Here is a 26,540-nt window from a genome sequence, read left to right as displayed (position 1 = left end):
GTTTGCTGTCTATTGCATAGACTGGGTGGGAGAGCACTAAAGGTTAAAGTGCGATAGCCGCCACAGTGCGACGTGATGAGGATGTTATTTCTGGCAAGGGATCGCTATAACTCATCAGGCAAACACCGATGATCAACAGATGAATAAATCATGATAAGAAATGTGTTGTTAACGCTGATGATGTGCAGTGGGATGGTTTTACTGAGTGGTTGCTCCAGCGTAATGTCACATACCGGTGGTAAAGAGGGAACTTATCCTGGCACCCGCGCCAGCGCCGCTATGATAGGGGATGACGATACCAATTGGGGTACTAAATCGCTGGCCATACTGGACATGCCCTTTACTGCAGTAATGGACACACTCCTGTTGCCGTGGGATCTGTTCCGCAAAGATAATTCGGTCAGATCGCGTGTCGAAAGAAGCGAGGAGAGAACACAGATAACCAACTCCGTAATCCCTCCTGCGAAAATGCCCGCCCCCTGATTACCGCCCGGTTTCTGTCATCCACAACTGACGGAAACCGTCTACCTCTTCCATCCACGCGACAAATCGACCATCAGGCGAGAAAACCACGGCATCCACAGAGGGCGGGGTACCGTGGTTCTGCGTTAAAAACGTAATGTCTCCAGTGTGCGCATCGCAGCAGGCAATGCGATTATCCAGCACAAATCCCAGCCATTTCCCTGTCGGATGCCAGTTGAACGCGGACTGAATACCCGTAGCGTGATGGGTCAACTGGCGGGGTTCACCGCCCTGAGTTGAAATCAACCACAGTTGCACAATACCCACGTCATCGCGCATCAGAAACGCAATCTCCGTCGCCTGCGGATTACAGCGCACCCAGTGGCGTGGGACAGTCGTCAGCCCGGGGAAGCGGCGTGCATGGGTAAACGTCAGTCGACGCTGGACAACCCCGCGTGGCGGGGCTGGCAGGGTTGCGTCGGTGCCTTCCAGGGGAGCCTCTCCGGGCGTTTTCCAGCCCGCCTCATCCTGCGGGAGTTCTACCAGAAACAGTTCAGGCACTTTCTCGCCGTTTTCAGACAGCGTGTCGCCGATAAACGCCAGCGCATGATTCCCCACCCAGCCCTCTTCATAGGCGCGAGAGATCTCATCGCTGCCCGGCGTGGGTTCGGGCGTCGTCTGGCTGACCAGCACGCACCAGTGACTGCCGCTGTACTCTCTTGGGTGCTGCGCCGATACCGTTACCGGTCCATAAGGCACTGCGACGCCAACGTTACGTAAATCCAGCGCCAGATCGCGTTCATGCATCACATGGTCGTTGTAGGTAAAGCTGACGAACTCGCCATTCGGGCTGAAAACGTGAACATGACTGCCGCCGCGCAGTGCACCCGGCGTGTAGGGCGAAGTGATATCCATCGCGTCCAGATTTGTCACTTCTCCCTGTTCGGCAATCACGCCGCGACGATGATGAAAGTCGTATTGCCACGTCGCGTCCGGGTTTTCAGGCCCATGAATAAATACATATTTCTCGGTCTGTGGATGCACGGTTACCACGCCGACGTGCGCCCCTTGCGTCGCGCGATAAATCACCTCCAGCTCACCGGTATGAACATTCACCCGTTCAATGGTTTCGCCGGTGAAAGAAGCCCCTGACGGACGGACGTCAAAAACCAGCCAGTGGCTGTCCGGTGTCCAGGTTCGGGTATTGGTAAGCTGATGATTACGCGGCGTAAAGGTGATTTGCTTCATGAGATGCTCGGGTCGAGAACAATTTCATCAATCATACTTCACAAGGACTTCACTTTCAGGCTTTAGCGTAGTGCCATCTTCATTTTTGCGGACAAAGAGATGGAACATTTCGACGTAGCGATTATCGGTCTCGGCCCGGCCGGCGCAGCGCTGGCGCGTAAATTGAGCGGCAGGATGCGCGTGCTTGCGCTGGATAAAAAACGGCAGTGCGGCAACGAGGGGTTCACCAAGCCCTGCGGCGGTTTACTGGCACCGGACGCGCAGCGTTCGTTTATTCGCGATGGGATCACGCTACCGGTGGACGTCATTGCCAACCCGCAGATTTTCAGCGTTAAAACGGTGGATGCCGACGCATCGTTGACGCGCAATTACCAGCGCAGCTACATCAATATCAACCGTCATGCCTTTGATTTATGGATGAAATCACTGATCCCGGATGAGGTACAGGTGTACCACGACAGCCTGTGTCGAAAAATCTGGCGAGAAGAGGGGAAGTGGCACGTGATTTTTCGTGCCGACGGTTGGGAGCAGCAGATTACCGCCCGTTATCTGGTGGGTGCCGACGGGGCAAATTCTCTGGTACGTCGCCATCTTTATCCGGACCATCAGATTCGTAAATATGTCGCCATCCAGCAGTGGTTCGCGGAACGTCATCCGGTCCCGTTTTACGCCTGCATTTTCGATAACGCCGCGACGGACTGTTACTCCTGGAGTATCAGTAAAGACGGTTATTTCATTTTTGGCGGCGCGTATCCCATGAAGGATGGCCAGGCGCGCTTCGAAGCGCTGAAAGAGAGAATGACTGCATTTCAATTCCGCTTCGGCACACCGGTAAAAAGCGAGAAATGTACCGTGCTCTTTCCGTCGCGCTGGGCGGATTTCGTCTGCGGCGAAGAAAACGCGTTTCTGATTGGCGAGGCGGCCGGATTTATCAGCGCCAGTTCACTGGAAGGGATAAGCTACGCCCTGGATAGCGCGGAGATCCTCAAGTCCGTACTGATAAAAGATGCGCCGGAGATGAACCGCGCTTACCGGAAAGCCACCCGCAAACTGCGCTGCAAGCTATATGGCAAGATCCTGAAGAGTCGCTGTTTAACTGCGCCCATATTGCGAAACGCGATTATGCGAAGCGGTATCGCGCATATCCCGCTCAGTCAGGATGACCAGCCCACCGCAACGTCTGGTGGGCTGGCAAAGGAGTATTAACCCACGCGTTTTACATCCCCCACCAGCAGGATGTAAGAGAGTGCGCCAATCAGAGCAACGACAGAGATATAGACCAGCGCAGGACCAAATCCGTAGTCTTGCGCAAGGTAGCCAATCACCAGCGGAACGGTAATCCCCCCCAGTCCGCCAACAAAGTTGAACACGCCTCCGGTCAGGCCAATGAGGCGCATTGGCGCCAGCGAAGAGACCAGCGACCAGGTGATGGAGGCAAACCCGTTGCCGAAGAACGCTATCGCCATCAGGGTCATAATCCACACCGGATCGTTGGTGTAATTTGCGCCCATAATGCAGGTAGAGATTAACAGACCGCAGATAATCGGCGTTTTACGCGCCACGCCAAGGGAGAGGCCTTTTTTCACCAATTTATCCGCCAGCCATCCGGAAAGCAGCACGCCAAAGAATGCCGCCAGGAACGGAACGGTGGTCATAAAGCCCGCCTTCAGCGCGGTAATGCCTTTTTCCTGCGTCAGGTAGTTTGGGAACCACGTCAGGAAGAACCATAACGTAGAGGTGACGGCAAACTGGCCCAGATAAACACCCACCAGCTTACGGTGAAACACCAGCTTCCAGTCTGCTTTGGTCAGCGGCTGACGCGCCTCTTTCTTAACGGGCGCATCGCCATCCACCAGGCCGCCGCCGTCACGAATATAGTCCAGTTCCGCTTTGGTGATGCTTTTGGTCAGACGAGGCGGCTGATACACCTTAAACCAGATAAGTGACCAGATAATGCCGATCCCTCCGGTGACAATGAACACCCAGTGCCAGCTCAGCATCTCCTGAATCCAGATCAGCAGCGGTGTCAGGAACGCCAGGCCGACAAACTGTCCTGAAGTATAGAAACCCACGGCGGAAGCGCGTTCCTGTTCCGGGAACCAGCTCGTCACCATGCGGTTGTTCGTTGGGAATGCCGGGGCCTCGAATATCCCGGTAATCGCACGCAGACCAATCAACGACATCAACCCGGTAGCGAACCCCTGGAAGAGGGTTGCCACCGACCAGCCGAAGATCGCGATAAAATAGGTCAGACGGGAGCCGACGCGGTCAAGGAACCAGCCCCCCGGGATCTGGCATAGCGTATACAACCAGGCAAAGGCTGAGAACACGTAGCCCATTTCTGCTTTCGTAATGCCAAACTCTTCCTGAATATGCGCCGACGCCACCGCAAGGTTGGCGCGGTCGACATAACAGATGACCACGGTAATAAAGATCATAACCAGCGTCAGGTAACGGCGACGCCCTGTTTTTGCAGCAGTAACTGGAATATCCATCGCAATCTGTCTCCAGATTTTGGGCATAGCGAAGCCGCTCACCATGCCCTGTCATTTACAGAGGGTGTAATTTTTTTTATTAAGAGAGATGTCCTAAATAATTCGTGTCGCAGGAAGGCGGCAAGATTGCAAATCCCCAGGAGCTTACATCAGTAAGTGACTGGGGTGCGCAATCGCAGCCAACGCATCTGTGGCGCGAAGTATGACGGACATCACCATTCGGCGACCGAACCGTCTTCATGACGCCACAGCGGATTACGCCAGTCCGGCGCATTTTTACTCAGCTCAATGACTTTGGCCTCATCAATATCCACGCCAAGTCCCGGCTTCATCAACGGTTTAAAGAACCCGCCTTCCATGTTGAAATCGTCTTTGTTTTTCACAAAGTCGAGCAGCTCCGCGCCCTTGTTATAGTGAATGCCCATGCTTTGTTCCTGGAACACCGCGTTGCGCGAAACAAAGTCGACGTGCAGACAGGCTGCCAGCGCGATAGGACCCAGCGGGCAGTGCGGAGCCAGCGCCACGTCATAGGCTTCCGCCATCGCGGCAATTTTGTAGCATTCCGTGATACCGCCAGCATGTGACAGGTCCGGCTGCAAAATCGCCAGCCCGCCCGCTTCCAGCACCCGTTTAAACTCGAAGCGCGAAAACATGCGTTCACCCGCGGCGATCGGAATATGGGTCTGCTCGGCCAGTTTCGGGTAGTACTCCGCCTGTTCCGCCAGTACCGGCTCTTCAATAAACAGCGGGCGATAGGGCTCCAGCTCCTTAATCAGCACTTTCGCCATTGGCGCGCTGACGCGGCCGTGGAAATCCAGACCAAACTCAATCTCGTTGCCAAAAGCCTCACGGATTTGCGCCACGGTATTCACCGCACGATCGACCGCCCGCGAGTTATCAATCACCCCCATCTCTTCGCAGCCGTTGAGCTTAAAGGTGTCAAAGCCGATATTGCGCAGCTGCTTAATGCCGTCGATCACTTCCGCAGGACGATCGCCGCCAACCCAGCTGTAGGCTTTGATTTTGTCGCGCACCAGGCCACCCATCAACTGCCAGACCGGAGCATTCAGCACTTTGCCTTTGATGTCCCACAGCGCCTGGTCGATACCGGCGATGGCGCTCATCATAATCGGGCCACCGCGATAGAAGCCTGCGCGGTACATCACCTGCCACAAATCGTTAATACGCGCCGGGTCCTGACCAATCAGGTAATCACCCAGTTCATGTACCGCCGCTTCAACGGTACGCGCGCGGCCTTCAATCACCGGCTCGCCCCAGCCGACGACGCCTTCGTCGGTTTCAATTTTCAGGAACATCCAACGCGGAGGTAAACGGTACGTGGTGAGTTTGGTTATTTTCATTTCACTGCCTCTCGATATGCCTTAACAAATGCCGCCGCCTGCTGTGCGGTGCGCGCTACTGACTGCCCTGCGCGATACAGATCGCTGCCCAGTCCCGCGCCCACACACCCGGCATTGATCCACTGCGCCAGGTTTTCTGGCGTCACGCCGCCCACGGCGAAGACCGGAACACTGGCGGGCAATACCGCTTTCAGCGCTTTGATGTAGTCCGGACCAAAGGCCGATGACGGGAAAATTTTCAGCGCCTGCGCGCCGGCGTCCAGCGCGGTAAAGGCCTCCGAGGCCGTCGCGCAGCCGGGACAGACGGTCATGCCGTAACTCACGGCACGACGAATGACTTCCGGCTGAATGTTCGGCGTAACGATCAGTTTGCAGCCCATTTTGGCGAGCCTATCAACCTGCTCTGGCTTTAAGACCGTACCTGCGCCAATCAGCGCTTTATCGCCATACGCGTCGACGACCGCCGGAATGCTTTTTTCCCACTGCGGCGAGTTGAGCGGAATTTCCACCGCGTCAAATCCGGCCTCGATCACCGCGCCAACGTGTGCGAGCGCCTCCTCGGGGGTTATACCGCGCAAAATCGCGATGAGAGGGAGATTAGTTTGCCACTGCATGAGCGATGCTCCTTATACCTGCCTGAAATGCCGTATCGCCGGACACAGCACAGACGTTACGCCCAATGGCGTGGAACGCCTGCTGGTAGCGTGACGTCAGCGCTGCACCTGCGACGAGAGTAATGGACTGCGACCCGGCGAATTGTTCACTCATGCTGGCGACTTCTGCACCAATCAACAGGCCGGAGAGAAATTCGCTGACCAGCTCGCGCGGGAGAGTTCCCAGCACGTGCGAAGCGCGAACTTCAAAAAGTTGTGGCAGAACGGCAGGCGAGGCAAGACCGCGCTCAAGCCCTGAAGCAAAGGCCCCGGAGGAGGTTTGCTGTTCTGGCAAACCCGCGCCGACCAGAGAATGATTCAGCAGCAAATGGTGTAGTTCGCCCGTCATCACGGTGCGAAAATCATGGATTTGCTGCGCATCAGCCTGCACCCATTTACAGTGCGTTCCGGGCATCACATAGACAGAAGAAGGAGAAAGCGTGCGCGCGCCGAGAAGCTGTGTCTCTTCGCCGCGCATCACATTGTGGTTATCATCGCGTGAGACACACAAGCCGGGAATGATCCAGACATTGTCGCTAACGGCGGTTAATTGCTCACCAATGGCAGAGAAATGAGCAGGAACCGGCAGATACGGGGCAATCTTCCAGCCGACGTTGCTACCCACCATCCCTGCCATCACCACCGGTGTGGCGCTGTCGCGCCAGTGCTGTGTGACATCTGCTAACACCGCTTCGGGGGACCTGCCGTTCAGACGCGTAACGCCCGCTTCTGAATGCCTGCTTTCCAGGCATTTGTCGCCCTGGTAAAGCCAGGCGCGCAAATTGGTCGATCCCCAGTCAATAGCGATGTAGCGAGATGTCATGTGATTTCCTTCAACCTTCGTGTCGAGCTGGCGATCATGGTCAGGGCCGCCTGCTCTGCCGCATTGCTATCCTGATGCCGTATCGCATCGAATAGCGCCTTATGTTCCTGGAGCGTTTTTGGCATGTTGGCTTCATCGCCCATCCAGGTCCGTTCAAATACTGCTCGCTGAAGCGAGGTGATCGCCACGCTCAGCTGTTGTAAAACCGGGTTATGCACCGACTGCAATACCGCCTCGTGATAGCGGATATCCGCTTCATTAAAGGCCTCCCGGTCCTGGTTGTTGGCGATCATGTCATTGAGCGCCGATTCAATTTCAGCCAAATCACTCGAGGTCGCACGTTCCGCTGCCCAGCGAGCAATCGCGGGTTCCACCAGGTTTCGGACTTCGCTCATCGCGCTGATTAACCGCGGGTCGTAGTCGTTTTCCAGTACCCATTGCAGTACGTCGGTATCGAGGTAATTCCACTGATTCCGCGGTGTTACAAAGGCACCGCGATAACGTTTCATTTCTATCAGCCGCTTCGCCATCAACGAGCGAAACACTTCGCGAATGATGTTGCGTGAGGTTTCAAACTCCTCACACAGCTCCGCTTCCGCAGGGAGCGCCGCACCCGGTACGTACTTGCCGCTGACAATCTGTTTGCCCAGCGTGATGACAATGCGATCGGTTTTATTGAGAGTCATGGAGAGTCCTTGTGCTCTGGAAGGTCCCCTCTACTTTACCGTTATCGCTGAAATTCGCCTCAATTTTGTAGTACTAACGTGATGTCATTCGCCATTCCCTTGCGCACAATGTAGTACAATACAAATATGTTGTACTACAATTTAGATCACAAAAACGACAATCGGTAATAAAAATGTTATGAGGAATAAACGACGGGGATAAAAAAACCCGCGATCAACGCGGGTTATGGCAAATCAACCGGGAGAAATTACTTCAGGACGTGCTGCTCAATGGCATACGCGACGCCATCTTCCAGATTCGATTTAGTGACAAAGTTGGCAACTTCTTTCACCGAGGGAATGGCATTATCCATAGCCACACCAAGACCAGCGTACTCGATCATCGCAATGTCGTTTTCCTGATCGCCAATCGCCATAATCTCCTCCGGTTTGATACCCAGCGCATCCGCCAGCGATTTTACACCAGTGCCTTTATTGACGCGTTTGTCGAGGATTTCGAGGAAGTACGGCGCACTTTTCAGCACGGTATACTTCTCTTTCACTTCCGCCGGAATACGGGCGATGGCCCGATCGAGGATCGCGGGTTCATCAATCATCATCACTTTCAGGAACTGCGTTTGCGGATCCATTTTCTCCGCTTCACAGAACACCAGAGGAATGGTCGCGACATAGGATTCATGCACGGTGTAGTAGCTGATATCGCGGTTCGCAGTATACAGCGTGGTACGATCCAGCGCGTGAAAGTGCGAACCCACCTCGCGGGAGAGTTTTTCCAGGTAGCGGTAGTCGTCATAGCTCAGCGCAGTTTGCGCAACGGTACTGCCATCGCCAGCCTTCTGCACCAGCGCACCGTTGTAGGTGATACAGTAATCGCCGGGCTGCTCCATATGCAGTTCTTTCAGATAGCTGTGCACGCCAGCATACGGACGACCGGTGGTCAGCACCACGTTGACCCCTTTTTCACGGGCGGCGGCAATCGCACGTTTAACCGCGGGTGAAATGGTGTGATCGGGCAGCAGAAGAGTGCCATCCATATCGATAGCAATGAGTTTGATAGCCATGAATTCCCCGCATTAAATGAGTCCTGACTCATGCTAACGCGATTCCGCTCAAAAAACAGTAAAAGAGTCGGGGATAAAGGGGGATAGGAAAGGGAATCAGGATTCCCCTTTTGACGATAGATTGTCGGCCTGATAAGCAACGCGCCATCAGGCATAACGCAGAATCTTGCCGGATGGCGGCGTAAAACCGCCATCCGGCCTACAGGCATGGATTAAATATCGATATTTGCCGCTTTCAGGGCGTTCTCTTCGATGAAGGCACGACGCGGTTCAACGGCGTCGCCCATCAACGTGGTGAACAACTGGTCGGCAGCAATCGCATCCTTCACGGTAACGCGCAGCATACGACGACTTTCCGGATCCATGGTGGTTTCCCACAGCTGATCCGGGTTCATCTCGCCCAGACCTTTATAACGCTGGATCGCAAGGCCGCGACGTGACTCTTTCACCAGCCAGTCCAGCGCCTGCTCGAAGCTGGTAACCGGCTGACGACGTTCGCCACGTTCAATAAACGCATCGTCTTCGATCAGGCCACGCAGTTTCTCGCCGAGTGTGCAAATACGACGGTATTCCGCACCGGTCACAAACTCATGATCCAGCGCGTAATCGGTGTCCACACCATGGGTACGCACGCGAACGATCGGTTCAAACAGATTCTGTTCCGTATTGTGCTGGATATCGAACTTCCACTGGCTACCGTGCTGTTCTTTCTCGTTCAGCTCAGTAATCAGCGTGTTCACCCAACGGGTCACTGTCTGCTCGTCAGCCAGGTTGGCTTCGGTCAGCGTCGGCTGATAAACCAGCTCTTTCAGCAGCGCTTTCGGGAAGCGACGCTCCATACGACCAATCATTTTCTGCGTAGTGTTGTACTCAGAAACCAGTTTTTCTAACGCTTCACCAGACAGTGCCGGCGCGCTGGCGTTGATGTGCAGCGTTGCGCCATCCAGCGCGATGGAGATCTGGTACTGGTCCATCGCTTCATCGTCTTTAATGTACTGTTCCTGTTTGCCTTTTTTCACCTTGTACAGCGGTGGCTGGGCAATGTACACGTGGCCGCGTTCCACAATTTCCGGCATCTGACGATAGAAGAATGTCAACAGCAGCGTACGGATGTGCGAGCCATCGACGTCCGCATCGGTCATGATGATGATGCTGTGATAGCGCAATTTATCCGGGTTGTACTCGTCACGACCAATACCACAACCGAGCGCGGTGATAAGCGTCGCCACTTCCTGGGAAGAGAGCATCTTGTCGAAGCGCGCTTTCTCTACGTTGAGGATTTTACCCTTCAGCGGCAGAATCGCCTGGTTCTTACGGTTACGCCCCTGTTTTGCAGAGCCGCCCGCGGAGTCCCCTTCCACAAGGTACAATTCAGACAGCGCCGGGTCGCGTTCCTGACAGTCCGCCAGCTTACCCGGCAGACCCGCCAGATCCAGCGCCCCTTTACGACGCGTCATTTCACGCGCGCGACGAGCCGCTTCACGGGCACGGGCCGCATCGATAATTTTGCCGACCACGATTTTGGCGTCGGAAGGGTTTTCCAGCAGGTATTCGCTCAGCAGTTCGTTCATCTGCTGTTCTACCGCCGTTTTCACCTCAGAGGAGACCAGCTTATCTTTGGTCTGGGAGGAGAATTTCGGATCCGGCACCTTCACAGACACCACGGCAATCAGACCTTCACGGGCGTCATCACCGGTGGCGCTGACTTTCGCCTTTTTGCTGTAGCCTTCTTTGTCCATGTAGGCGTTCAGGGTACGGGTCATCGCCGCACGGAAGCCAGCAAGGTGCGTACCGCCGTCACGCTGAGGAATGTTGTTGGTAAAGCAGTAGATGTTTTCCTGGAAACCGTCGTTCCACTGCAGCGCGACTTCCACGCCGATACCGTCTTTTTCGGTGGAGAAATAGAAGATATTCGGGTGGATCGGCGTTTTGTTCTTGTTCAGATACTCAACGAACGCCTTGATGCCGCCTTCATAATGGAAATGGTCTTCTTTACCATCGCGCTTGTCTTTCAGGCGAATGGAGACGCCAGAGTTCAGGAACGACAGCTCGCGCAGACGCTTCGCCAGAATCTCGTATTCGAACTCAATGACGTTAGTAAAGGTTTCATAGCTCGGCCAGAAACGCACCATCGTACCGGTTTTATCGGTATCGCCGGTCACCGCCAGCGGTGCCTGCGGGACGCCGTGCTCGTAGATCTGACGGTGGATTTTGTTATCTCGCTGGATAACCAGTTCCAGTTTCTGCGACAGGGCGTTCACTACGGAGACACCCACACCGTGCAGACCGCCGGACACTTTATAGGAGTTATCGTCGAATTTACCGCCTGCGTGCAGAACGGTCATGATCACTTCCGCCGCCGATACGCCCTCTTCCGGGTGAATACCGGTCGGGATACCGCGTCCATCATCCTGTACGGAGACAGAGTTGTCGGCATGGATGGTGACAATAATATCTTTACAGTGACCCGCGAGCGCTTCGTCGATAGCGTTATCTACCACCTCGAATACCATGTGGTGCAAACCGGTGCCGTCATCCGTATCGCCGATATACATACCCGGGCGCTTACGCACCGCATCCAGTCCTTTCAGGACTTTGATACTGGAGGAGTCATAAGAATTCGACATCAACGTTTCTCGCTCATTTAAACTTGGGTTAATCCGTTATTTTACCCTTTTCCACGGTGAACATCTTCGAATTTTTGTCCGACATGTCCAGAACGTGTTCAGCACTGATTGCGCTGACAAAGACCTGAGATTGTGTCGCTTTTAATCGACTGGCCAGCAGTCCACGACGCGCATCATCAAGTTCAGAGGCAAAATCATCTATCAGGTAGAGACACCGCCGCCCGCTCTCACGGGTGAGGAACTCCCCTTGCGCCAGACGTAAGGCGCACATTAGCAGCTTTAACTGCCCACGCGATAAGGTATCTTCCACCGGCGCACCGTCGGCGCGTATGCGGAAATCCGCTTTATGCGGGCCATGCGCGGTGTAGGTCAACATGCGGTCGCGTTCAAAACCGCGTTCCAGCACCTCGGCATAATCCGTCTCTTTCTCCCAGCCGCGCTGGAAAGAGAAGGAGAGAGAAAATTCAGGAAGAAACTGCTGGCAGGTATCCGCCATATCCTGCGCGATACCGGCGCTGTACTCCGCGCGCCAGGTGCTGATTTGTTCCGCCAGTGGGATCAGTTCTTTATCCCACGGACGCAGTTGCTCGTAACGACTCACCTGGCGCAGCGCCGCATTGCGCTGCCTGAGCAAGCGCTTAAGGTTGCTCCAGGCGGTGAAAAATCCGGCTTCATTGTGAAAGCATCCCCAATCGAGGAATGCTCTTCTGTATTTGGGGCCGCCGTTGAGTAAAGTAAACCCCTCGGGGGTAATCAGTTGCATCGGCATCAATAGCGCCAGTTCCGCCACCTTGTGACCATCGGTACCGTCAATGCGCACTTTGCTGTCACCCAGCTTATCTTTCGTTAACCCAATCGATGTTTCCCGCTCTTCGCCCTGCAACCGCCCGTGAAGCACGAACGACTCCTGTTCGTGGCGAATGACGCGACCAATCTGCAAACTGCGAAACGCACGACCGTGGCCGAGCGTATAGATAGCTTCCAGAACGCTGGTTTTACCGCTGCCGTTAGCGCCAACCAGGAAATTAAAGCCGGGAGATAACGCGAGATCCGCATTTTCGATATTGCGGAAATCTTTGATTAGAAGTCGGGATAGCGACATATCAGCTCATCATCATTCAAGGGGCGCGTCTGCCGTCAGTGCGCAAAAAGCGGAGCGTACGCGAAGTACGTGAGCATTTTGAGCACTGCCGGGAGATGAAATGGCAAGTAAACCAGCCCCTTTCAAATACTACAAGCGCATTGGCATAACAACATAAGCCGCGCTTTGTGATGCCGCATCTTCAATCTGTACGCTGGAAACAGAGTCGGTCAACATGATGCGCACGTTTTCGCACTTCAGCGCATTCAGAACATCCAGCACGTAGCTGACGTTAAAGCCGATCTCCATTTCGGTTCCCGGATAGGTGACGTCCAGAATCTCTTCGGCTTCTTCCTGCTCCGGGTTATTCGCGGTGATTTTGAGCTGATTTTCGCTCACATACAGACGCACGCCGCGGAATTTCTCGTTCGAGAGGATCGCCGCGCGGGCAAAAGCCTGCTTGAGGATATCGCAGCCGGCTTCCAGATGTTTATCCGGATTTTTCGGCAGAACGCGACGGTAATCCGGGAAGCGACCGTCCACCAGCTTAGACGTAAAGATAAAGTCGCCAACGTGCGCGCGGATATTGTTGCTGCCAATCTGCACGCGCAGCGGGTTATCGCCACCGTCGAGCATACGCATCAGTTCAATCACACCTTTACGCGGCACAATCACCGAATGGCTGGGCAGCGATTGGCCAACAGGCATAGAGCAGACCGCCAGGCGGTGACCATCGGTCGCCACGGTACGCAACTCTTCGCCCTCGGTCTCAAACAGCATGCCATTTAAGTAGTAACGCACGTCCTGATGCGCCATAGAGAACTGGGTAGCTTCAATCAGGCGCTTCATCGTTGCCTGCGGCAGGGTAAATTCTACCTCACTCTGCCAGTCATCCAGATTTGGGAAGTCGGCGGCAGGCAGCGTGGAAAGCGAAAAACGGCTGCGACCTGAACGCACCAGCATGCGATCGCCTTCCAGTTGGACAGCAATTTCTGCGCCTTCCGGCAGGCCACGGCAGATATCAAAGAACTTCCGCGCCGGGACAGTGGTTGCGCCAGGCTCATGCGGCTGAATCAACGCAACGCGGGCCACCATTTCCATTTCAAGATCGGTACCCGTCAGCGAAAGCGCACCGTCAGCTACCTGCAGCAACAGGTTGCCGAGAATAGGCAGTGTAGGACGACCACCCAGCGGGCCACTGACCTGCTGAAGCGGCTTTAATAAATGTTCACGTTCAACGGTAAATTTCATAGCGTCACGAAGATAATGTTCTGATTAAGTTTGAGAAATCTTCTTTAATATCATGGCTTTCTTCACGCAACTGCTCAATCTTACGGCAGGCATGAAGCACCGTAGTGTGGTCGCGCCCACCAAACGCATCGCCAATTTCCGGCAGACTGTGGTTAGTGAGTTCTTTCGCCAGTGCCATGGCCATCTGACGCGGACGCGCTACCGAGCGAGAACGACGCTTGGACAGCAAATCCGCAATTTTGATTTTGTAATACTCCGCCACCGTCTTCTGAATATTGTCGATAGTGACCAGTTTTTCCTGCAACGCCAGCAGATCGCGCAGCGCTTCGCGAACGAAGTCGATAGTAATCGCCCGACCGGTAAAGTTAGCGTTGGCAATCACTCGGTTCAGCGCCCCTTCCAGCTCACGCACGTTAGAGCGTAGCCGCTTGGCAATAAAGAAGGCCACTTCCCCCGGCAGACGAATGTCGTTCTCGTCGGCTTTTTTCATCAGGATCGCCACACGGGTTTCCAGTTCTGGCGGTTCGATCGCTACCGTCAGCCCCCAGCCGAAGCGGGATTTCAGACGATCCTCAACACCGTTGATCTCTTTTGGATAGCGATCCGAGGTCAAAATGATCTGCTGATTGCCTTCGAGAAGGGCGTTAAAGGTGTGGAAAAACTCTTCCTGGGATCGTTCTTTATTGGCAAAGAACTGGATGTCATCGATGAGCAGGGCGTCGACGGAACGGTAATAGCGTTTAAACTCTTCGATCGCGTTGTTTTGCAGGGCTTTTACCATGTCCTGTACAAAGCGCTCGGAGTGCATATACACCACTTTGGCATTGGGCTTGCGCGCCATAATGCCGTTCCCTACCGCGTGCAACAGGTGGGTTTTACCCAGACCGGTGCCGCCGTAAAGGAACAGCGGGTTATAGGCGCCGCCTGGGTTGTCCGCCACCTGACGCGCCGCAGCGCGTGCCAGCTGGTTAGATTTACCTTCAACGAAATTATCAAACGTGTGTTTGACGTTGACGTTAGAGCGATAGGTCGGTTCTGCTGGCGCGGGCACATTGTCCCAGCCCGAACGCGTCGAAACAGGCGCTGCGCGCTGTGGCTGCACCTGATGCGTCACCTGAGCCGGTGCGGAAACATTGTTGTGCACGGGCGTCCTCAGCGTCTGACTGACGGGTTTCGTCCCGACCTCAAAACGCAGCTGCGGAGCATCTGCACCGCAGAAGTTATTCAGCAGCCCATTGATATTGTTAAGGTACTTGTCTCTTACCCAATCGAGCACAAAACGGTTTGGCGCATACAAAGCCAGCGTGTTATCGCTCAGTTCCGCCTGCAAAGGGCGTATCCACATACTGAATTCTGTGGCTGGTAACTCATCCTGCAATCGGGCAAGACACTGCTGCCAAAGCGAAAGTGACACGGCGGACTCCACTCGAACAAAAGTCGATAAATGACAAAGGCTGAAACATTCATTGATTGTTGACGCACGTCGACTAGACCCTATGCAAAGGGTGACGTGCGAATTGCTATCTGCAATTTTAACCCGATCAGGATCCTTTGAAACGATCGGGACCGCGGATCATAGCGTAAACTGAGCAAGAGATCTTCTGTTTCTCACAGATTCTTCCTGATTTATCCACAGGCCTTCACAGGACCGGATAAGTGTAAACGATCCTGGAGAAGTGCTGCACGATTTCGCCCGCATATTGGAAAAATTAATGAGTAAAGACGCTATACTGCTAAAACGATCTCATAAAGATCCCGAGCGATCCTTGCGCTTTGTTCATCAGGCCGTATAATCTTTCCCCCGTCGCGCGATGCCCGTAACACGGTGTCAACGCTGCCTGATTTTCACGCGAAAAGGTGCGGAAAAAGGCAGGGATTTAAGCAAAGAGAATTGACTCCGGAGTGTACAATTATTACAATCCGGCCTCTTTAATCACCCACGACTTCGGCGTCCGTCATTCGAAACTCATTCGGGCATCCGTAAAAGTCATGAATTTATTCAAGTTTAGGTAGAAATCGCCATGAAACGCACTTTTCAACCGTCTGTACTGAAGCGCAACCGTTCTCACGGCTTCCGTGCTCGTATGGCTACTAAAAATGGTCGTCAGGTTCTGGCACGTCGTCGTGCTAAAGGCCGCGCTCGTCTGACCGTTTCCAAGTAATAAAGCTAACCCCTGAGTGGTTAAGCTCGCATTTCCCAGGGAGTTACGTTTGTTAACTCCCAATCATTTCACATTCGTCTTCCAGCAGCCACAACGGGCTGGCACGCCGCAAATCACCATCCTCGGCCGCCTGAATTCGCTGGGGCATCCCCGTATCGGTCTTACCGTCGCCAAGAAAAACGTTCGACGCGCTCATGAACGCAATCGGATTAAACGTCTGACGCGTGAAAGCTTTCGTCTGCGTCAACACGAGTTGCCAGCAATGGACTTCGTGGTGGTGGCGAAAAAAGGGGTTGCTGACCTCGATAACCGTGCTCTCTCGGAAGCGTTGGAAAAATTATGGCGCCGCCACTGTCGCCTGGCTCGCGGGTCCTGATAGCCCTAATCCGGGTCTATCAACGCCTGATCAGTCCGCTGCTTGGGCCGCATTGCCGTTTCACTCCAACGTGTTCAAGCTACGGAATTGAGGCATTGCGCAGGTTTGGAGTGATAAAAGGCAGTTGGTTGACGGTGAAACGCGTATTAAAATGCCACCCTTTACACCCTGGTGGTGACGATCCCGTCCCGCCCGGACCATTTGATACCAGAGAACACTAACGATGGATTCGCAACGCAATCTTTTAGTCATCGCTTTGCTGTTCGTGTCTTTCATGATCTGGCAAGCCTGGGAGCAGGATAAAAATCCTCAACCTCAGACCCAACAGACCACGCAGACAACGACCACCGCAGCGGGTAGCGCCGCCGACCAGGGCGTACCGGCCAGTGGCCAGGGGAAACTGATTACGGTTAAGACTGACGTGCTTGATCTGACCATCAACACCCGTGGTGGTGATGTGGAACAGGCCCTGCTGCCAGCTTACCCGAAAGAACTCGGTTCCAGCGAACCGTTCCAACTGCTGGAAACTACGCCGCAGTTTATCTATCAGGCTCAGAGCGGTCTGACAGGTCGTGACGGCCCGGATAACCCGGCTAACGGCCCACGTCCGCTGTACAACGTCGAAAAAGACGCCTTTGTACTGGCTGATGGTCAGAACGAGCTGCAGATCCCGATGACCTATACGGATGCCGCGGGTAATACCTTTACCAAAACGTTTGTCCTCAAACGTGGTGACTATGCGGTTAACGTGAACTACAGCGTGCAGAACGCCAGCGAGAAACCGCTGGAGATCGCCACCTTTGGTCAACTGAAGCAATCCATCAATCTGCCGTCTCATCGCGACACCGGAAGCAGCAACTTCGCACTGCATACTTTCCGTGGCGCAGCGTACTCCACGCCAGATGAGAAATATGAAAAATACAAATTTGACACCATCGCGGATAACGAAAACCTGAACGTCAATGCGAAAGACGGTTGGGTCGCGATGCTGCAACAGTATTTTGCAACGGCATGGGTGCCACGTAACGACGGTACCAACAACTTCTACACCGCGAACCTGGGCAACGGCATTGCCGCTATCGGCTATAAATCTCAGCCGGTACTGGTTCAGCCAGGCCAGTCTGGCGCGATGACCAGCACCCTGTGGGTTGGCCCGGAAATTCAGGATAAAATGGCGGCCGTTGCACCGCACCTGGATCTGACCGTAGATTACGGTTGGTTGTGGTTCATCTCTCAGCCGCTGTTCAAACTGCTGAAATGGATCCATAGCTTCGTCGGTAACTGGGGCTTCTCCATTATCATCATCACCTTTATCGTTCGTGGCATCATGTACCCGCTGACCAAAGCGCAGTACACCTCCATGGCGAAGATGCGTATGCTGCAGCCGAAGATTCAGGCAATGCGCGAGCGTCTGGGCGATGACAAACAGCGTCAGAGCCAGGAAATGATGGCCCTGTACAAGGCTGAGAAGGTTAACCCACTGGGTGGCTGCTTCCCGCTGATCATCCAGATGCCTATCTTCCTGGCGTTGTACTACATGCTGATGGGCTCCGTGGAACTGCGTCATGCGCCGTTTGCCTTGTGGATCCATGACTTATCTGCACAGGACCCGTACTACATCCTGCCGATCCTGATGGGTGTAACGATGTTCTTCATCCAGAAGATGTCGCCGACCACCGTGACCGACCCGATGCAGCAGAAGATCATGACCTTTATGCCGGTCATCTTCACCGTGTTCTTCCTGTGGTTCCCGTCAGGTCTGGTGCTGTACTACATCGTCAGCAACCTGGTGACCATTATTCAGCAGCAGCTGATTTACCGTGGTCTGGAAAAACGTGGTCTGCATAGCCGCGAGAAGAAAAAATCCTGATTCGGTTGTAGGCCGGGTAAGCGAAGCGCCACCCGGCGGAAGGAACAGTAAAAAAAGGGCGGTCATCAGACCGCCTTTTTTACATTTACGAAGAGAACTATCATGAGCCATAACGACACTATCGTCGCCCAGGCAACCCCACCGGGACGCGGTGGTGTTGGTATTCTGCGTATCTCCGGCCTGAAGGCGCGTGAGGTAGCCGAAGCCGTTCTGGGCAAGCTGCCCAAACCTCGTTACGCCGACTATCTGCCGTTTAAAGATGCCGACGGTACCGCGCTGGACCAGGGGATCGCCCTGTGGTTTCCCGGCCCTAACTCGTTTACCGGCGAAGACGTACTGGAGTTGCAGGGACACGGTGGGCCGGTCATTCTCGACCTGCTGTTAAAACGTATTCTGACGCTGCCGGGTCTGCGTATTGCCCGACCCGGCGAGTTCTCTGAACGCGCGTTTCTCAATGATAAGCTCGACTTAGCCCAGGCGGAGGCAATTGCCGACCTGATTGACGCCAGCTCTGAGCAGGCCGCGCGCTCGGCGTTGAACTCGTTACAGGGGGCGTTTTCCGCCCGCGTTAACCATCTGGTGGAAACACTCACTCACCTGCGCATCTATGTTGAAGCGGCCATCGACTTTCCGGATGAAGAGATAGACTTCCTGTCCGATGGCAAAATCGAAGCGCAGTTGAATGGCGTGATTGCCGACCTCGATGCCGTCCGCGCTGAAGCGCGTCAGGGGAGCCTACTGCGTGAAGGAATGAAGGTGGTTATTGCCGGACGCCCTAACGCCGGAAAATCGAGCCTTCTGAACGCGCTGGCGGGCCGTGAAGCCGCCATTGTTACCGACATCGCCGGTACCACGCGCGACGTGCTGCGTGAACACATCCATATCGACGGCATGCCACTGCACATTATCGACACCGCCGGTCTGCGAGAGGCCAGCGACGAAGTCGAACGTATCGGTATTGAGCGGGCCTGGCAGGAAATTGAGCAGGCGGATCGCGTGCTGTTCATGGTGGATGGTACCACCACGGATGCCGTTGACCCGACTGATATCTGGCCGGACTTCATCGCCCGTTTGCCGTCAAAACTGCCGATTACCGTGGTGCGTAACAAAGCGGATATCACCGGCGAGCCGCTGGGTATCAGCGAGGTGAATGGTCACTCACTGGTTCGCCTTTCGGCACGTACCGGTGAAGGCGTGGACGTGCTGCGTAACCATCTCAAGCAGAGCATGGGTTTCGATACTAATATGGAAGGCGGTTTCCTGGCCCGTCGTCGTCACCTGCAGGCGCTGGCAGAAGCCGCTGAGCATCTCCAGCAGGGCAAAGCTCAACTGTTAGGCGCGTGGGCGGGTGAACTACTGGCTGAAGAGCTACGTCTGGCGCAGCAAAGCTTAAGTGAGATAACCGGCGAGTTTACCTCCGACGATCTGCTGGGACGGATTTTCTCCAGCTTCTGCATCGGTAAGTAATCCCGTAGCCCCGAATTAATCGACGGTTAATTCGGGGCGTTATCGTTTTATAAGAGGATCCCTTTTTATGGAACATAAACGTTTACTTGACTGCACGGCGTCAGATTTCGCGTGCATGGATAAAGCCGCGCTGCTGTATGCAATCCGCGCCAGTGAAGGGCGTATTCTGGTCAGTGAAACTATCGCCATTACCCAACCGCTGCTCAATAACGTCACCAATGCCGAACTTGCCGCGTCGCAGGGGGCGGACATTCTGCTGATTAACATGTTCGATAGCGAAGCACCGTTGATCCAGGGAATGCCTGCCGGTACTGCACCGGATCAGACGTTGCATGAACTGCAGCGCCTGACCGGTCGCATCATTGGCGTCAACCTGGAGGCCGTCGACCCTGAGTTTGCCATTGCGCATGATGACATCTGGAAGATGAAGCCAGGCCGTGCCGCAACCGCAGAGAATGCCCGCAAACTGGTCGAGATGGGGGCGAAGATTCTGGTGCTGACGGGAAACCCTAACAACGGCGTCAGCAATCACTCTCTGGGAAAAGCCGTGAAAACGATCCGTGAAGCCGTTGGCGATAAGGCCATTATCATCACCGGTAAAATGCACGGCGCAGGCATTGTCCGGGAGAGCGGCAGCGCGATTATCAGCGAAAGTGACGTCGCCGCATTTGCGGAGCAAGGCGCAGATATTGTGCTCATACCGGCTCCGGGAACCGTGCCCGGCATGAGCCAGCAAAAGGTAGAGTCGCTGATCGCGTGTGCGCACGCGCACGGTGCGCTGGCAATGACGGCAATCGGCACCTCTCAGGAGGGCGCAGACGTCAGTACGATTCGCCAGATAGCCCTGATGAGTAAAATGGCAGGAGCGGACCTCCACCATATTGGCGATACCGGCTATATGGGGATGGCATTACCAGAAAATATCCTGGCCTATAGCGTGGCGATTCGCGGCGTCAGGCATACCTATACGCGTATCGCGCGTTCGGTGAATCGTTAACATAATATTGTAATTAGGATTTTATTGAATGATCCTTAATTAATTCAAATTTAATTTAACTGTGATTTTTATCACAGTTAAATTATTCTCTCATAGACAAATATTTTCATTCCCATAATGTAGCCTTGTGTCTAAAGAGGATAACTCATCATGATTATCTTAAGTTCATACATCATTTCAAAATGGTTTAATGTTGACAATAAAATTGTCAATCACCACCCTTAAGTTTCCCTGCCTTTATTTTGCCAGAGCATAGGCTATTCGTAGTCTGTTCATTTGGCACATTTCAAACATAGCTCAATTCCTCATTGTGGTTGCATATCGCAACGCCACGTATGCCTGTTCGTTTTTTAAAACGAAAAGACAGTCATGGCTGAAATAAATGTGGAATGAATTGTGCCGGGCATATATATGCCCGTATGTGGACGTATTGATTCAATACCGTCAAATAAATTAAAGGATTATATCATGGATAACTTTAAACATTTACCAGAACCCTTCCGCATTCGCGTTATTGAACCGGTAAAACGTACAACCAGAGATCATCGGGATAACGCAATCATTAAATCAGGAATGAACCCTTTTCTGTTGGATAGTGAAGATGTCTTTATTGACCTGCTAACCGATAGTGGTACTGGCGCAGTGACACAGAATATGCAAGCTGCAATGTTGCGTGGAGATGAAGCTTACAGCGGCAGTCGCAGTTATTATGCGCTGTCTGAAGCAGTGAAAAACATTTTCGGCTATCAATATACTATTCCAACGCACCAGGGCCGCGGTGCAGAACAAATTTATATTCCAGTATTAATCAAAAAGCGTGAGCAGGAAAAAGGGTTAGACAGAAGTAAAATGGTGGCATTCTCCAACTACTTCTTCGACACCACCCAGGGACACAGTCAAATCAACGGCTGCACCGTACGCAATGTGTATATCAAAGAGGCTTTTGATACCGGCGTTCGTTACGACTTTAAGGGAAATTTTGATCTCGATGGATTAGAGCGCGGCATTCAGGAAGTTGGCGCAAACAACGTACCGTATATTGTGGCGACCATTACAAGTAACTCTGCGGGTGGGCAACCGGTTTCATTAGCCAACCTGAAAGCCATGTATAATATCGCTAAAAAATATGATATTCCGGTGGTGATGGACTCCGCACGTTTTGCCGAGAATGCGTATTTTATCCAGAAACGCGAAGCAGAATACCGGGACTGGAGCATCGAAGAAATTACCCGCGAGACTTACAAATATGCCGATATGCTGGCAATGTCCGCGAAAAAAGATGCGATGGTGCCGATGGGTGGCTTACTGTGCGTTAAAGACGACCGCTATTTTGACGTTTATACCGAGTGCAGAACCCTGTGCGTCGTACAGGAAGGCTTCCCGACGTACGGTGGCCTGGAAGGTGGGGCAATGGAGCGCCTTGCGGTGGGCCTGGTTGATGGCATGAATCAGGACTGGCTGGCCTATCGTATCGCACAGGTACAATATTTGGTCGATGGCCTCGAAGCGATTGGTGTCACCTGCCAACAGGCTGGCGGACATGCGGCATTTGTGGATGCGGGTAAATTATTGCCGCACATTCCGGCAGAACAGTTCCCGGCTCAGGCTCTCGCTTGCGAACTTTATAGAGTGGCCGGTATTCGGGCCGTTGAAATCGGGTCATTCTTATTAGGCAGAGATCCTAAAACTGGTAAGCAGCTACCTTGTCCGGCTGAGCTCCTGCGTTTAACTATCCCCAGGGCGACATATACCCAGTCTCATATGGACTTCATTATCGAAGCCTTTGAGCATGTCAAAGAAAATGCAGTGAACATTAAAGGGCTAACCTTCACTTACGAACCTAAAGTATTACGTCACTTCACCGCTAAACTGAAAGAAGTTTAATTATAAATATTATGGGTGGTTATACGATAATAACCACCCCAGCGATAAATCCACTTCCTTTACATTGTTGCATAATTAAAATGTTATAGGCTCACTATAATTAATGAGGCATCATGGAAGAAAATTCGAACGCTAAACATTCCTCCTTTTGGGGAATTATGGTTATAGCCGGCACGGTGATTGGCGGGGGGATGTTTGCTCTCCCCGTTGATTTGTCGGGTGCATGGTTTTTTTGGGGGGCGTTTATCTTAATCATCGCCTGGTTTTCAATGTTACATTCTGGACTCTTGTTATTAGAGGCAAATTTAAATTACCCCGTTGGATCCAGTTTTAACACTATCACCAAAGATCTTATTGGCAATAAATGGAACATTGTGAGTGGATTTACAGTCGCCTTTGTTCTCTATATTCTCACTTACGCCTATATATCTGCAAATGGTGCCATTATTAGTGAAACGATCTCAATGAATATGGGATATCGCGTTAACCCCAGAATTGTCGGGATCTGCACCGCCATTTTTGTCGCCAGCGTGCTGTGGATCAGTTCACTGGCAGCCAGCCGAATCACCTCCCTGTTCCTGGGAATTAAAATCATCTCTTTTATTATCGTTTTTGGATCGTTTTTCTTCCAGGTCGATTTTTCTATATTGCGGGATACGGCAGGCCAGGCCCAAAACGACGCCTCCTATTTCCCCTATATTTTTATGGCGCTACCGGTATGTCTGGCATCATTTGGCTTTCACGGAAACATTCCCAGCCTGATCATCTGCTATGGCAAGAGAAAAGATAAATTAATAAAAAGCATTGTCTTTGGTTCTTTGCTGGCGTTGGTGATTTATCTGTTCTGGTTGTATTGCACCATGGGTAACATTTCACGGGAAAGCTTCAGTGAGATCATCGCCTCAGGCGGTAATGTTGACTCATTAGTGAAGTCATTCCTCGGTACCAGACAAAGCGGAATCATCGAATTTTGTCTGCTGGTTTTTTCAAACCTGGCCGTTGCCAGCTCCTTTTTTGGCGTGACTTTGGGGCTATTTGACTATCTTGCGGATCTGTTCAAATTCGATAACTCATCGGTAGGTCGTTTTAAAACAGTCTTGTTAACCTTCCTGCCCCCGGCGCTTTTATACTTAATCTTCCCGAACGGTTTTATCTATGGCATCGGCGGCGCAGGGCTGTGCGCAACGATATGGGCGGTGATCATCCCTGCGGTACTGGCTCTGAAAGCCCGCAAGAAATTTCCCAATAAAATGTTTACCGTCTGGGGCGGCCTCATCATTCCAACCATCGTTATCCTGTTCGGCGTAGCAGTCATTGTTTGCTGGTTTGGCAACGTCTTCCACCTCTTACCCCGATTCAGTTAACTCGCTGTATCTCCAGGCTGACATGCCGCCTCATTCAAGGCGGCATGTCCTTTCAGGAAATTGCTGTTGTCCAAACAGCAATTCGCCTTCTCCTGTATCTCCCCGTATCCTTAGCGCCACGCCAAACGATCGCCTGAGAGCAAAAGTACTGTTATTGCTAAACGGCATCACCTGTATCGTTCCGGTACTGACACCGGTTCACATCCGCTCATGCTGCGCTTTCGGTGGCAAAGCCTGTTCTTCAATAAACCGCTTTTTCCTTAGCTGACTGGCCGTAACGGCTCTCAGAATGTCGGAGATCCTCACTCTGGTGAATACTTCCTTTGTGTTGTTAAGTGAAGTGATGGGCTTTGCAAGCGGCGAAATTTGATGCTTTGGCTGCAGCTTCTGTTACAAGAGTGCAATGTTAAACACGAGGAGTAATGGAACTCCAGAGTTGGAACAGAAAATCCGCAACATATGAGTGGATATGTACAAATGAAAAAAAACATTAATTTCAGATGAATAATGTATTTAAGGAGTCATCACATATCATGCATGTCTTTTTCTCCAATTAATTACAAGCCTCATTACCCTCTGCAAAAGTAAATCTCTCCTGTTTTTGTTCCAAAAATGGATAAACTTAATATGTTTTCAATTTCATATCAGTATATATTATACCTTAATCATTCACCCACATTATCTGGATGGTGTCATTGTGAAAAAATTTATTATCTTGTACTCCTTTTTAGATTATAAAAAATGGTTTCTGGAAACATATGATTTTTCTTGCTTTTCAGAAAGTGACATCCATGAGTTTTTTAAGGAAACAGCTCCAGAGGTATATCCATGCATACCTTATTATGGTGAAAAGGATTCTGAATACCCCAGTTCGTATATCAGCATAGAATTACTTGATTATTGGGGGTTACATATCAAAAATCACTATAAGACTTGACTAATATATCTATTTGCCGTTTCCATTTTCAATATAACCCCTATTTTATTGACGGCAATTATTGATTTACAAATGAATAATCAAAAGCAGTACACCAAATAATAACCAGAGCCACATCTAATCACCTCAACTAATTATTAAACTTAGTCGTCATTTTCTGTTTGCAGATCTTGTATATATCTAGTACCCCTATACTCTTACACAGAATTCAAGTAGGTTTGGTTAACTACTTTTATTGAGAATATATAGCCATTCTCCTTCCCAATCATGATGTGATTTTTATTCCAGCCATGGATTTTTCACACGTAATATGGCTTGTATAAAAAATATTATAGGATCAGTGATATTTTCTTTCACTTGATGGCTGTTTCTGTGCACACTTCCATCCTTAACCACACCGATTAAGATTATTGGTGGTGACGTTTATATATCTGAAGCGGTGATATAAACCATTTACTTTAACCCTCAATTATTTCAAACTGATAATAATCAGAAAAAAATCTATCCAGGCCACTAAAATAGATACATCCAACCGGTCTTCTGGCAAAGAAAGCTTTTTTTGGTTAAATATTATGCATGTACTCTCAGTAGTCTTCAGAAAAAGGTAATAACTTACAATTTTAATTTGATTTTTGCATAATTTTTTATTCCTGACGGATGGTGTTGACAACAAAACAAGCGGATTATGGAAGATAGTACGGTTACGGGTTCTGCATAAAATTTTGGTATCCAATTGTTAATACAAGGAACTCAAGTCCAGCTAAACACTCTTATCAACGTCGGGATGACAAATGCAAAAGGTATTTTTGTTACCCCCTTGCGGCGACATTACTTTTAAAACGAGAATAGTGTTTAACCGGGGTTTATAAATGCAATGATTGCGTTTACAATAACATATCAATGATTTTCCTGGAGGATATAATGGAAAAAACGCTTATTACACCAGCAATTAACATGCCGATCTTTAAGCCTAAAGAAGAGATAGTCGAGTTGATTTCTTTGCTAATGCCCTGGGCACAGCCTCTCAGGAGTCATCAGATCATCACACCGGAAATTGGCGTTATACTTCATACCGAAGGTATCGTGCAACTTTCCAGTATAGAAGATGATTACATAATATGGCAAGTTCCGGCACCGAATGTTTTTTGTCTTAGTGAAGTCATAACTGGGTTGAAGATAGCCACTTATCGCAGATTCAAAAGTAAACTTTGGTTTGTGCCACGAGATAATGTATTACAAGCGTTAAATGACAAGCCTGAACACTGGGCTGCAGTTTCAACAATATTAGCATTTCAGTTAAGTGTTGCACTTTACCGAGACCGGTTAATGTCAGAAAGAAAAACGAGTGAAATTGTATGGCTGTATCTTATTCAAATAAATAATCTCCCTGAGACTGAGCGTTGTAAAATAAATGTTTGCTCCTATATTTGTGAACGAACAAAAGTATCCAAAAGTGCCGTAATGGAAGAGTTAAAAAAATTCAGAGACCGCGATTTAATATCCATTAAAAAAGGCATACTGATTGCAATTGACATAGAGGCTCAGCACAAATAGTTCACCATACAATGAGGTTTTTTGTTTCCAGCCAGAAATGAGATTAGCCATTCATTATTTTTGTATCCAATATCACTGGATTTATTTAACCTAAAATGCCTCAGAGCGAAAGGGCAATATCTTCAACGCATCGCGCATATCGTCGCAGCCCAGCAAACGCTGAGATTTATTCTCTGTTAGT

The 26,540-nt window shown here is 51.5% G+C and carries 24 protein-coding genes and 1 pseudogene; 14 read left to right on the top strand and 11 right to left on the bottom strand.

The genetic code is table 11. The annotated features are described in order from the left end of the window. Positions 1-150: 150 nt before the first annotated feature. On the top strand, positions 151-483 hold the full coding sequence (locus tag ACERJC_RS15050; RefSeq protein WP_152400793.1) for a YceK/YidQ family lipoprotein: 333 nt from the start codon (positions 151-153) through the stop codon (positions 481-483). Here ACERJC_RS15050 and ACERJC_RS15045 read toward each other — a convergent pair whose 3' ends face one another. Next, positions 484-1,710: a YidR family protein gene (locus ACERJC_RS15045; protein WP_373671990.1), complete on the bottom strand. Its 1,227-nt coding sequence runs from the start codon at positions 1,708-1,710 to the stop codon at positions 484-486. It lies immediately after the preceding gene. A gap of 99 nt (positions 1,711-1,809) precedes the next feature. On the opposite strand from ACERJC_RS15045, the gene cbrA reads away from it, so the two are divergent. Continuing rightward, positions 1,810-2,916 carry a colicin M resistance lipid reductase CbrA gene (gene cbrA / locus ACERJC_RS15040; protein ID WP_371895448.1) on the top strand — a complete coding sequence of 369 codons (1,107 nt, stop codon included), beginning with the start codon at positions 1,810-1,812 and terminating at the stop codon, positions 2,914-2,916. Here the strand turns inward: cbrA and ACERJC_RS15035 are convergent. From ACERJC_RS15035 to dnaA, 10 genes are all read right to left on the bottom strand, one after another. Next, positions 2,913-4,250 carry an MFS transporter gene (locus ACERJC_RS15035; RefSeq protein WP_373671989.1) on the bottom strand — a complete coding sequence of 446 codons (1,338 nt, stop codon included), beginning with the start codon at positions 4,248-4,250 and terminating at the stop codon, positions 2,913-2,915. The two genes, cbrA and ACERJC_RS15035, sit on opposite strands and share 4 nt — an antisense overlap. A 167-nt stretch (positions 4,251-4,417) precedes the next feature. Further along, positions 4,418-5,566 carry a galactonate dehydratase gene (dgoD, locus tag ACERJC_RS15030; protein ID WP_152400801.1) on the bottom strand — a complete coding sequence of 383 codons (1,149 nt, stop codon included), beginning with the start codon at positions 5,564-5,566 and terminating at the stop codon, positions 4,418-4,420. Next, positions 5,563-6,180 (bottom strand): 2-dehydro-3-deoxy-6-phosphogalactonate aldolase, encoded by a 618-nt coding sequence (locus ACERJC_RS15025; protein WP_373671988.1) that lies wholly within the window; start codon positions 6,178-6,180, stop codon positions 5,563-5,565. Before ACERJC_RS15025 ends, dgoD begins: the two co-directional genes overlap by 4 nt. Then, positions 6,164-7,042, bottom strand: a complete 879-nt coding sequence (locus ACERJC_RS15020) for a 2-dehydro-3-deoxygalactonokinase (protein ID WP_373671987.1) — start codon at positions 7,040-7,042, stop codon at positions 6,164-6,166. The genes ACERJC_RS15025 and ACERJC_RS15020 overlap by 17 nt, the downstream gene beginning before the upstream one ends. Beyond that, complete coding sequence (gene dgoR / locus ACERJC_RS15015) at positions 7,039-7,728, bottom strand: D-galactonate utilization transcriptional regulator DgoR (RefSeq protein WP_042323516.1); 690 nt, start codon at positions 7,726-7,728, stop codon at positions 7,039-7,041. Before dgoR ends, ACERJC_RS15020 begins: the two co-directional genes overlap by 4 nt. A gap of 248 nt (positions 7,729-7,976) precedes the next feature. Next, positions 7,977-8,789, bottom strand: a complete 813-nt coding sequence (gene yidA, locus ACERJC_RS15010; protein ID WP_152400806.1) for a sugar-phosphatase — start codon at positions 8,787-8,789, stop codon at positions 7,977-7,979. Between the two features lie 212 nt (positions 8,790-9,001). Continuing rightward, complete coding sequence (gyrB, locus tag ACERJC_RS15005) at positions 9,002-11,416, bottom strand: DNA topoisomerase (ATP-hydrolyzing) subunit B (protein WP_152400808.1); 2,415 nt, start codon at positions 11,414-11,416, stop codon at positions 9,002-9,004. A gap of 28 nt (positions 11,417-11,444) precedes the next feature. Continuing rightward, positions 11,445-12,518: a DNA replication/repair protein RecF gene (gene recF / locus ACERJC_RS15000; RefSeq protein ID WP_152400811.1), complete on the bottom strand. Its 1,074-nt coding sequence runs from the start codon at positions 12,516-12,518 to the stop codon at positions 11,445-11,447. A 129-nt stretch (positions 12,519-12,647) separates the two neighbouring features. Then, entirely contained in the window at positions 12,648-13,748 is a 1,101-nt protein-coding gene (gene dnaN / locus ACERJC_RS14995) for a DNA polymerase III subunit beta (RefSeq protein ID WP_046492409.1), read from the bottom strand. Positions 13,749-13,752: 4 nt separating this feature from the next. Continuing rightward, complete coding sequence (gene dnaA / locus ACERJC_RS14990) at positions 13,753-15,162, bottom strand: chromosomal replication initiator protein DnaA (RefSeq protein ID WP_152400815.1); 1,410 nt, start codon at positions 15,160-15,162, stop codon at positions 13,753-13,755. A 298-nt stretch (positions 15,163-15,460) separates the two neighbouring features. Between dnaA and ACERJC_RS25530 the strand changes: the two genes are divergently transcribed. From ACERJC_RS25530 to ACERJC_RS14935, 12 genes and pseudogenes are all read left to right on the top strand, one after another. Continuing rightward, positions 15,461-15,541 carry a hypothetical protein gene (locus ACERJC_RS25530; RefSeq protein ID WP_419762346.1) on the top strand — a complete coding sequence of 27 codons (81 nt, stop codon included), beginning with the start codon at positions 15,461-15,463 and terminating at the stop codon, positions 15,539-15,541. 228 nt (positions 15,542-15,769) lie between these two features. Next, positions 15,770-15,910, top strand: coding sequence for a 50S ribosomal protein L34 (gene rpmH, locus ACERJC_RS14985; protein WP_000831330.1), 141 nt, complete (start codon positions 15,770-15,772; stop codon positions 15,908-15,910). A 16-nt stretch (positions 15,911-15,926) separates the two neighbouring features. Further along, a complete protein-coding gene (gene rnpA / locus ACERJC_RS14980) occupies positions 15,927-16,286 on the top strand; it encodes a ribonuclease P protein component (protein ID WP_042287256.1) in 360 nt (119 codons plus the stop codon). Beyond that, on the top strand, positions 16,250-16,507 hold the full coding sequence (gene yidD / locus ACERJC_RS14975) for a membrane protein insertion efficiency factor YidD (RefSeq protein ID WP_001307474.1): 258 nt from the start codon (positions 16,250-16,252) through the stop codon (positions 16,505-16,507). The genes rnpA and yidD overlap by 37 nt, the downstream gene beginning before the upstream one ends. A gap of 2 nt (positions 16,508-16,509) precedes the next feature. Further along, positions 16,510-18,156: a membrane protein insertase YidC gene (yidC, locus tag ACERJC_RS14970; protein ID WP_152400817.1), complete on the top strand. Its 1,647-nt coding sequence runs from the start codon at positions 16,510-16,512 to the stop codon at positions 18,154-18,156. Between the two features lie 102 nt (positions 18,157-18,258). Continuing rightward, positions 18,259-19,623 carry a tRNA uridine-5-carboxymethylaminomethyl(34) synthesis GTPase MnmE gene (gene mnmE, locus ACERJC_RS14965; protein WP_286632038.1) on the top strand — a complete coding sequence of 455 codons (1,365 nt, stop codon included), beginning with the start codon at positions 18,259-18,261 and terminating at the stop codon, positions 19,621-19,623. Between the two features lie 67 nt (positions 19,624-19,690). Then, positions 19,691-20,620 (top strand): DUF7916 family protein, encoded by a 930-nt coding sequence (locus ACERJC_RS14960; RefSeq protein ID WP_373671986.1) that lies wholly within the window; start codon positions 19,691-19,693, stop codon positions 20,618-20,620. Between the two features lie 150 nt (positions 20,621-20,770). Continuing rightward, positions 20,771-20,845: a tryptophanase leader peptide gene (gene tnaC, locus ACERJC_RS14955; RefSeq protein ID WP_152406224.1), complete on the top strand. Its 75-nt coding sequence runs from the start codon at positions 20,771-20,773 to the stop codon at positions 20,843-20,845. A 243-nt stretch (positions 20,846-21,088) separates the two neighbouring features. After that, entirely contained in the window at positions 21,089-22,504 is a 1,416-nt protein-coding gene (gene tnaA / locus ACERJC_RS14950) for a tryptophanase (protein WP_373671985.1), read from the top strand. A gap of 113 nt (positions 22,505-22,617) precedes the next feature. Next, on the top strand, positions 22,618-23,868 hold the full coding sequence (gene tnaB / locus ACERJC_RS14945) for a low affinity tryptophan permease TnaB (protein ID WP_152400827.1): 1,251 nt from the start codon (positions 22,618-22,620) through the stop codon (positions 23,866-23,868). Between the two features lie 106 nt (positions 23,869-23,974). Then, positions 23,975-24,232 (top strand): annotated as a pseudogene (locus tag ACERJC_RS14940) (multidrug transporter subunit MdtL); the annotation flags it as partial. Between the two features lie 1,494 nt (positions 24,233-25,726). Continuing rightward, positions 25,727-26,359, top strand: a complete 633-nt coding sequence (locus tag ACERJC_RS14935; protein ID WP_373671984.1) for a helix-turn-helix domain-containing protein — start codon at positions 25,727-25,729, stop codon at positions 26,357-26,359. Positions 26,360-26,540: the final 181 nt, after the last annotated feature.

It is taken from the genome of Citrobacter telavivensis (genome assembly GCF_041807075.1).
In the GTDB taxonomy this organism is placed as follows: Bacteria; Pseudomonadota; Gammaproteobacteria; order Enterobacterales; family Enterobacteriaceae; genus Citrobacter_A; species Citrobacter_A telavivensis.
Note: the sequence above shows the minus strand (reverse complement) of the source record. Positions and strands in the feature narration are given on the sequence as shown.

What these genes read in the sequence shown, in the direction of transcription:
- ACERJC_RS15050 (WP_152400793.1), top strand. Translation starts at nt 151, where the DNA reads ATGATAAGAAATGTGTTGTTAACGCTGATGATGTGCAGTGGGATGGTT.
- ACERJC_RS15045 (WP_373671990.1), bottom strand. Translation starts at nt 1,710, where the DNA reads ATGAAGCAAATCACCTTTACGCCGCGTAATCATCAGCTTACCAATACC.
- cbrA (WP_371895448.1), top strand. Translation starts at nt 1,810, where the DNA reads ATGGAACATTTCGACGTAGCGATTATCGGTCTCGGCCCGGCCGGCGCA.
- ACERJC_RS15035 (WP_373671989.1), bottom strand. Translation starts at nt 4,250, where the DNA reads ATGGTGAGCGGCTTCGCTATGCCCAAAATCTGGAGACAGATTGCGATG.
- dgoD (WP_152400801.1), bottom strand. Translation starts at nt 5,566, where the DNA reads ATGAAAATAACCAAACTCACCACGTACCGTTTACCTCCGCGTTGGATG.
- ACERJC_RS15025 (WP_373671988.1), bottom strand. Translation starts at nt 6,180, where the DNA reads ATGCAGTGGCAAACTAATCTCCCTCTCATCGCGATTTTGCGCGGTATA.
- ACERJC_RS15020 (WP_373671987.1), bottom strand. Translation starts at nt 7,042, where the DNA reads ATGACATCTCGCTACATCGCTATTGACTGGGGATCGACCAATTTGCGC.
- dgoR (WP_042323516.1), bottom strand. Translation starts at nt 7,728, where the DNA reads ATGACTCTCAATAAAACCGATCGCATTGTCATCACGCTGGGCAAACAG.
- yidA (WP_152400806.1), bottom strand. Translation starts at nt 8,789, where the DNA reads ATGGCTATCAAACTCATTGCTATCGATATGGATGGCACTCTTCTGCTG.
- gyrB (WP_152400808.1), bottom strand. Translation starts at nt 11,416, where the DNA reads ATGTCGAATTCTTATGACTCCTCCAGTATCAAAGTCCTGAAAGGACTG.
- recF (WP_152400811.1), bottom strand. Translation starts at nt 12,518, where the DNA reads ATGTCGCTATCCCGACTTCTAATCAAAGATTTCCGCAATATCGAAAAT.
- dnaN (WP_046492409.1), bottom strand. Translation starts at nt 13,748, where the DNA reads ATGAAATTTACCGTTGAACGTGAACATTTATTAAAGCCGCTTCAGCAG.
- ACERJC_RS25530 (WP_419762346.1), top strand. Translation starts at nt 15,461, where the DNA reads ATGAGTAAAGACGCTATACTGCTAAAACGATCTCATAAAGATCCCGAG.
- rpmH (WP_000831330.1), top strand. Translation starts at nt 15,770, where the DNA reads ATGAAACGCACTTTTCAACCGTCTGTACTGAAGCGCAACCGTTCTCAC.
- yidD (WP_001307474.1), top strand. Translation starts at nt 16,250, where the DNA reads ATGGCGCCGCCACTGTCGCCTGGCTCGCGGGTCCTGATAGCCCTAATC.
- yidC (WP_152400817.1), top strand. Translation starts at nt 16,510, where the DNA reads ATGGATTCGCAACGCAATCTTTTAGTCATCGCTTTGCTGTTCGTGTCT.
- mnmE (WP_286632038.1), top strand. Translation starts at nt 18,259, where the DNA reads ATGAGCCATAACGACACTATCGTCGCCCAGGCAACCCCACCGGGACGC.
- ACERJC_RS14960 (WP_373671986.1), top strand. Translation starts at nt 19,691, where the DNA reads ATGGAACATAAACGTTTACTTGACTGCACGGCGTCAGATTTCGCGTGC.
- tnaA (WP_373671985.1), top strand. Translation starts at nt 21,089, where the DNA reads ATGGATAACTTTAAACATTTACCAGAACCCTTCCGCATTCGCGTTATT.
- tnaB (WP_152400827.1), top strand. Translation starts at nt 22,618, where the DNA reads ATGGAAGAAAATTCGAACGCTAAACATTCCTCCTTTTGGGGAATTATG.
- ACERJC_RS14935 (WP_373671984.1), top strand. Translation starts at nt 25,727, where the DNA reads ATGGAAAAAACGCTTATTACACCAGCAATTAACATGCCGATCTTTAAG.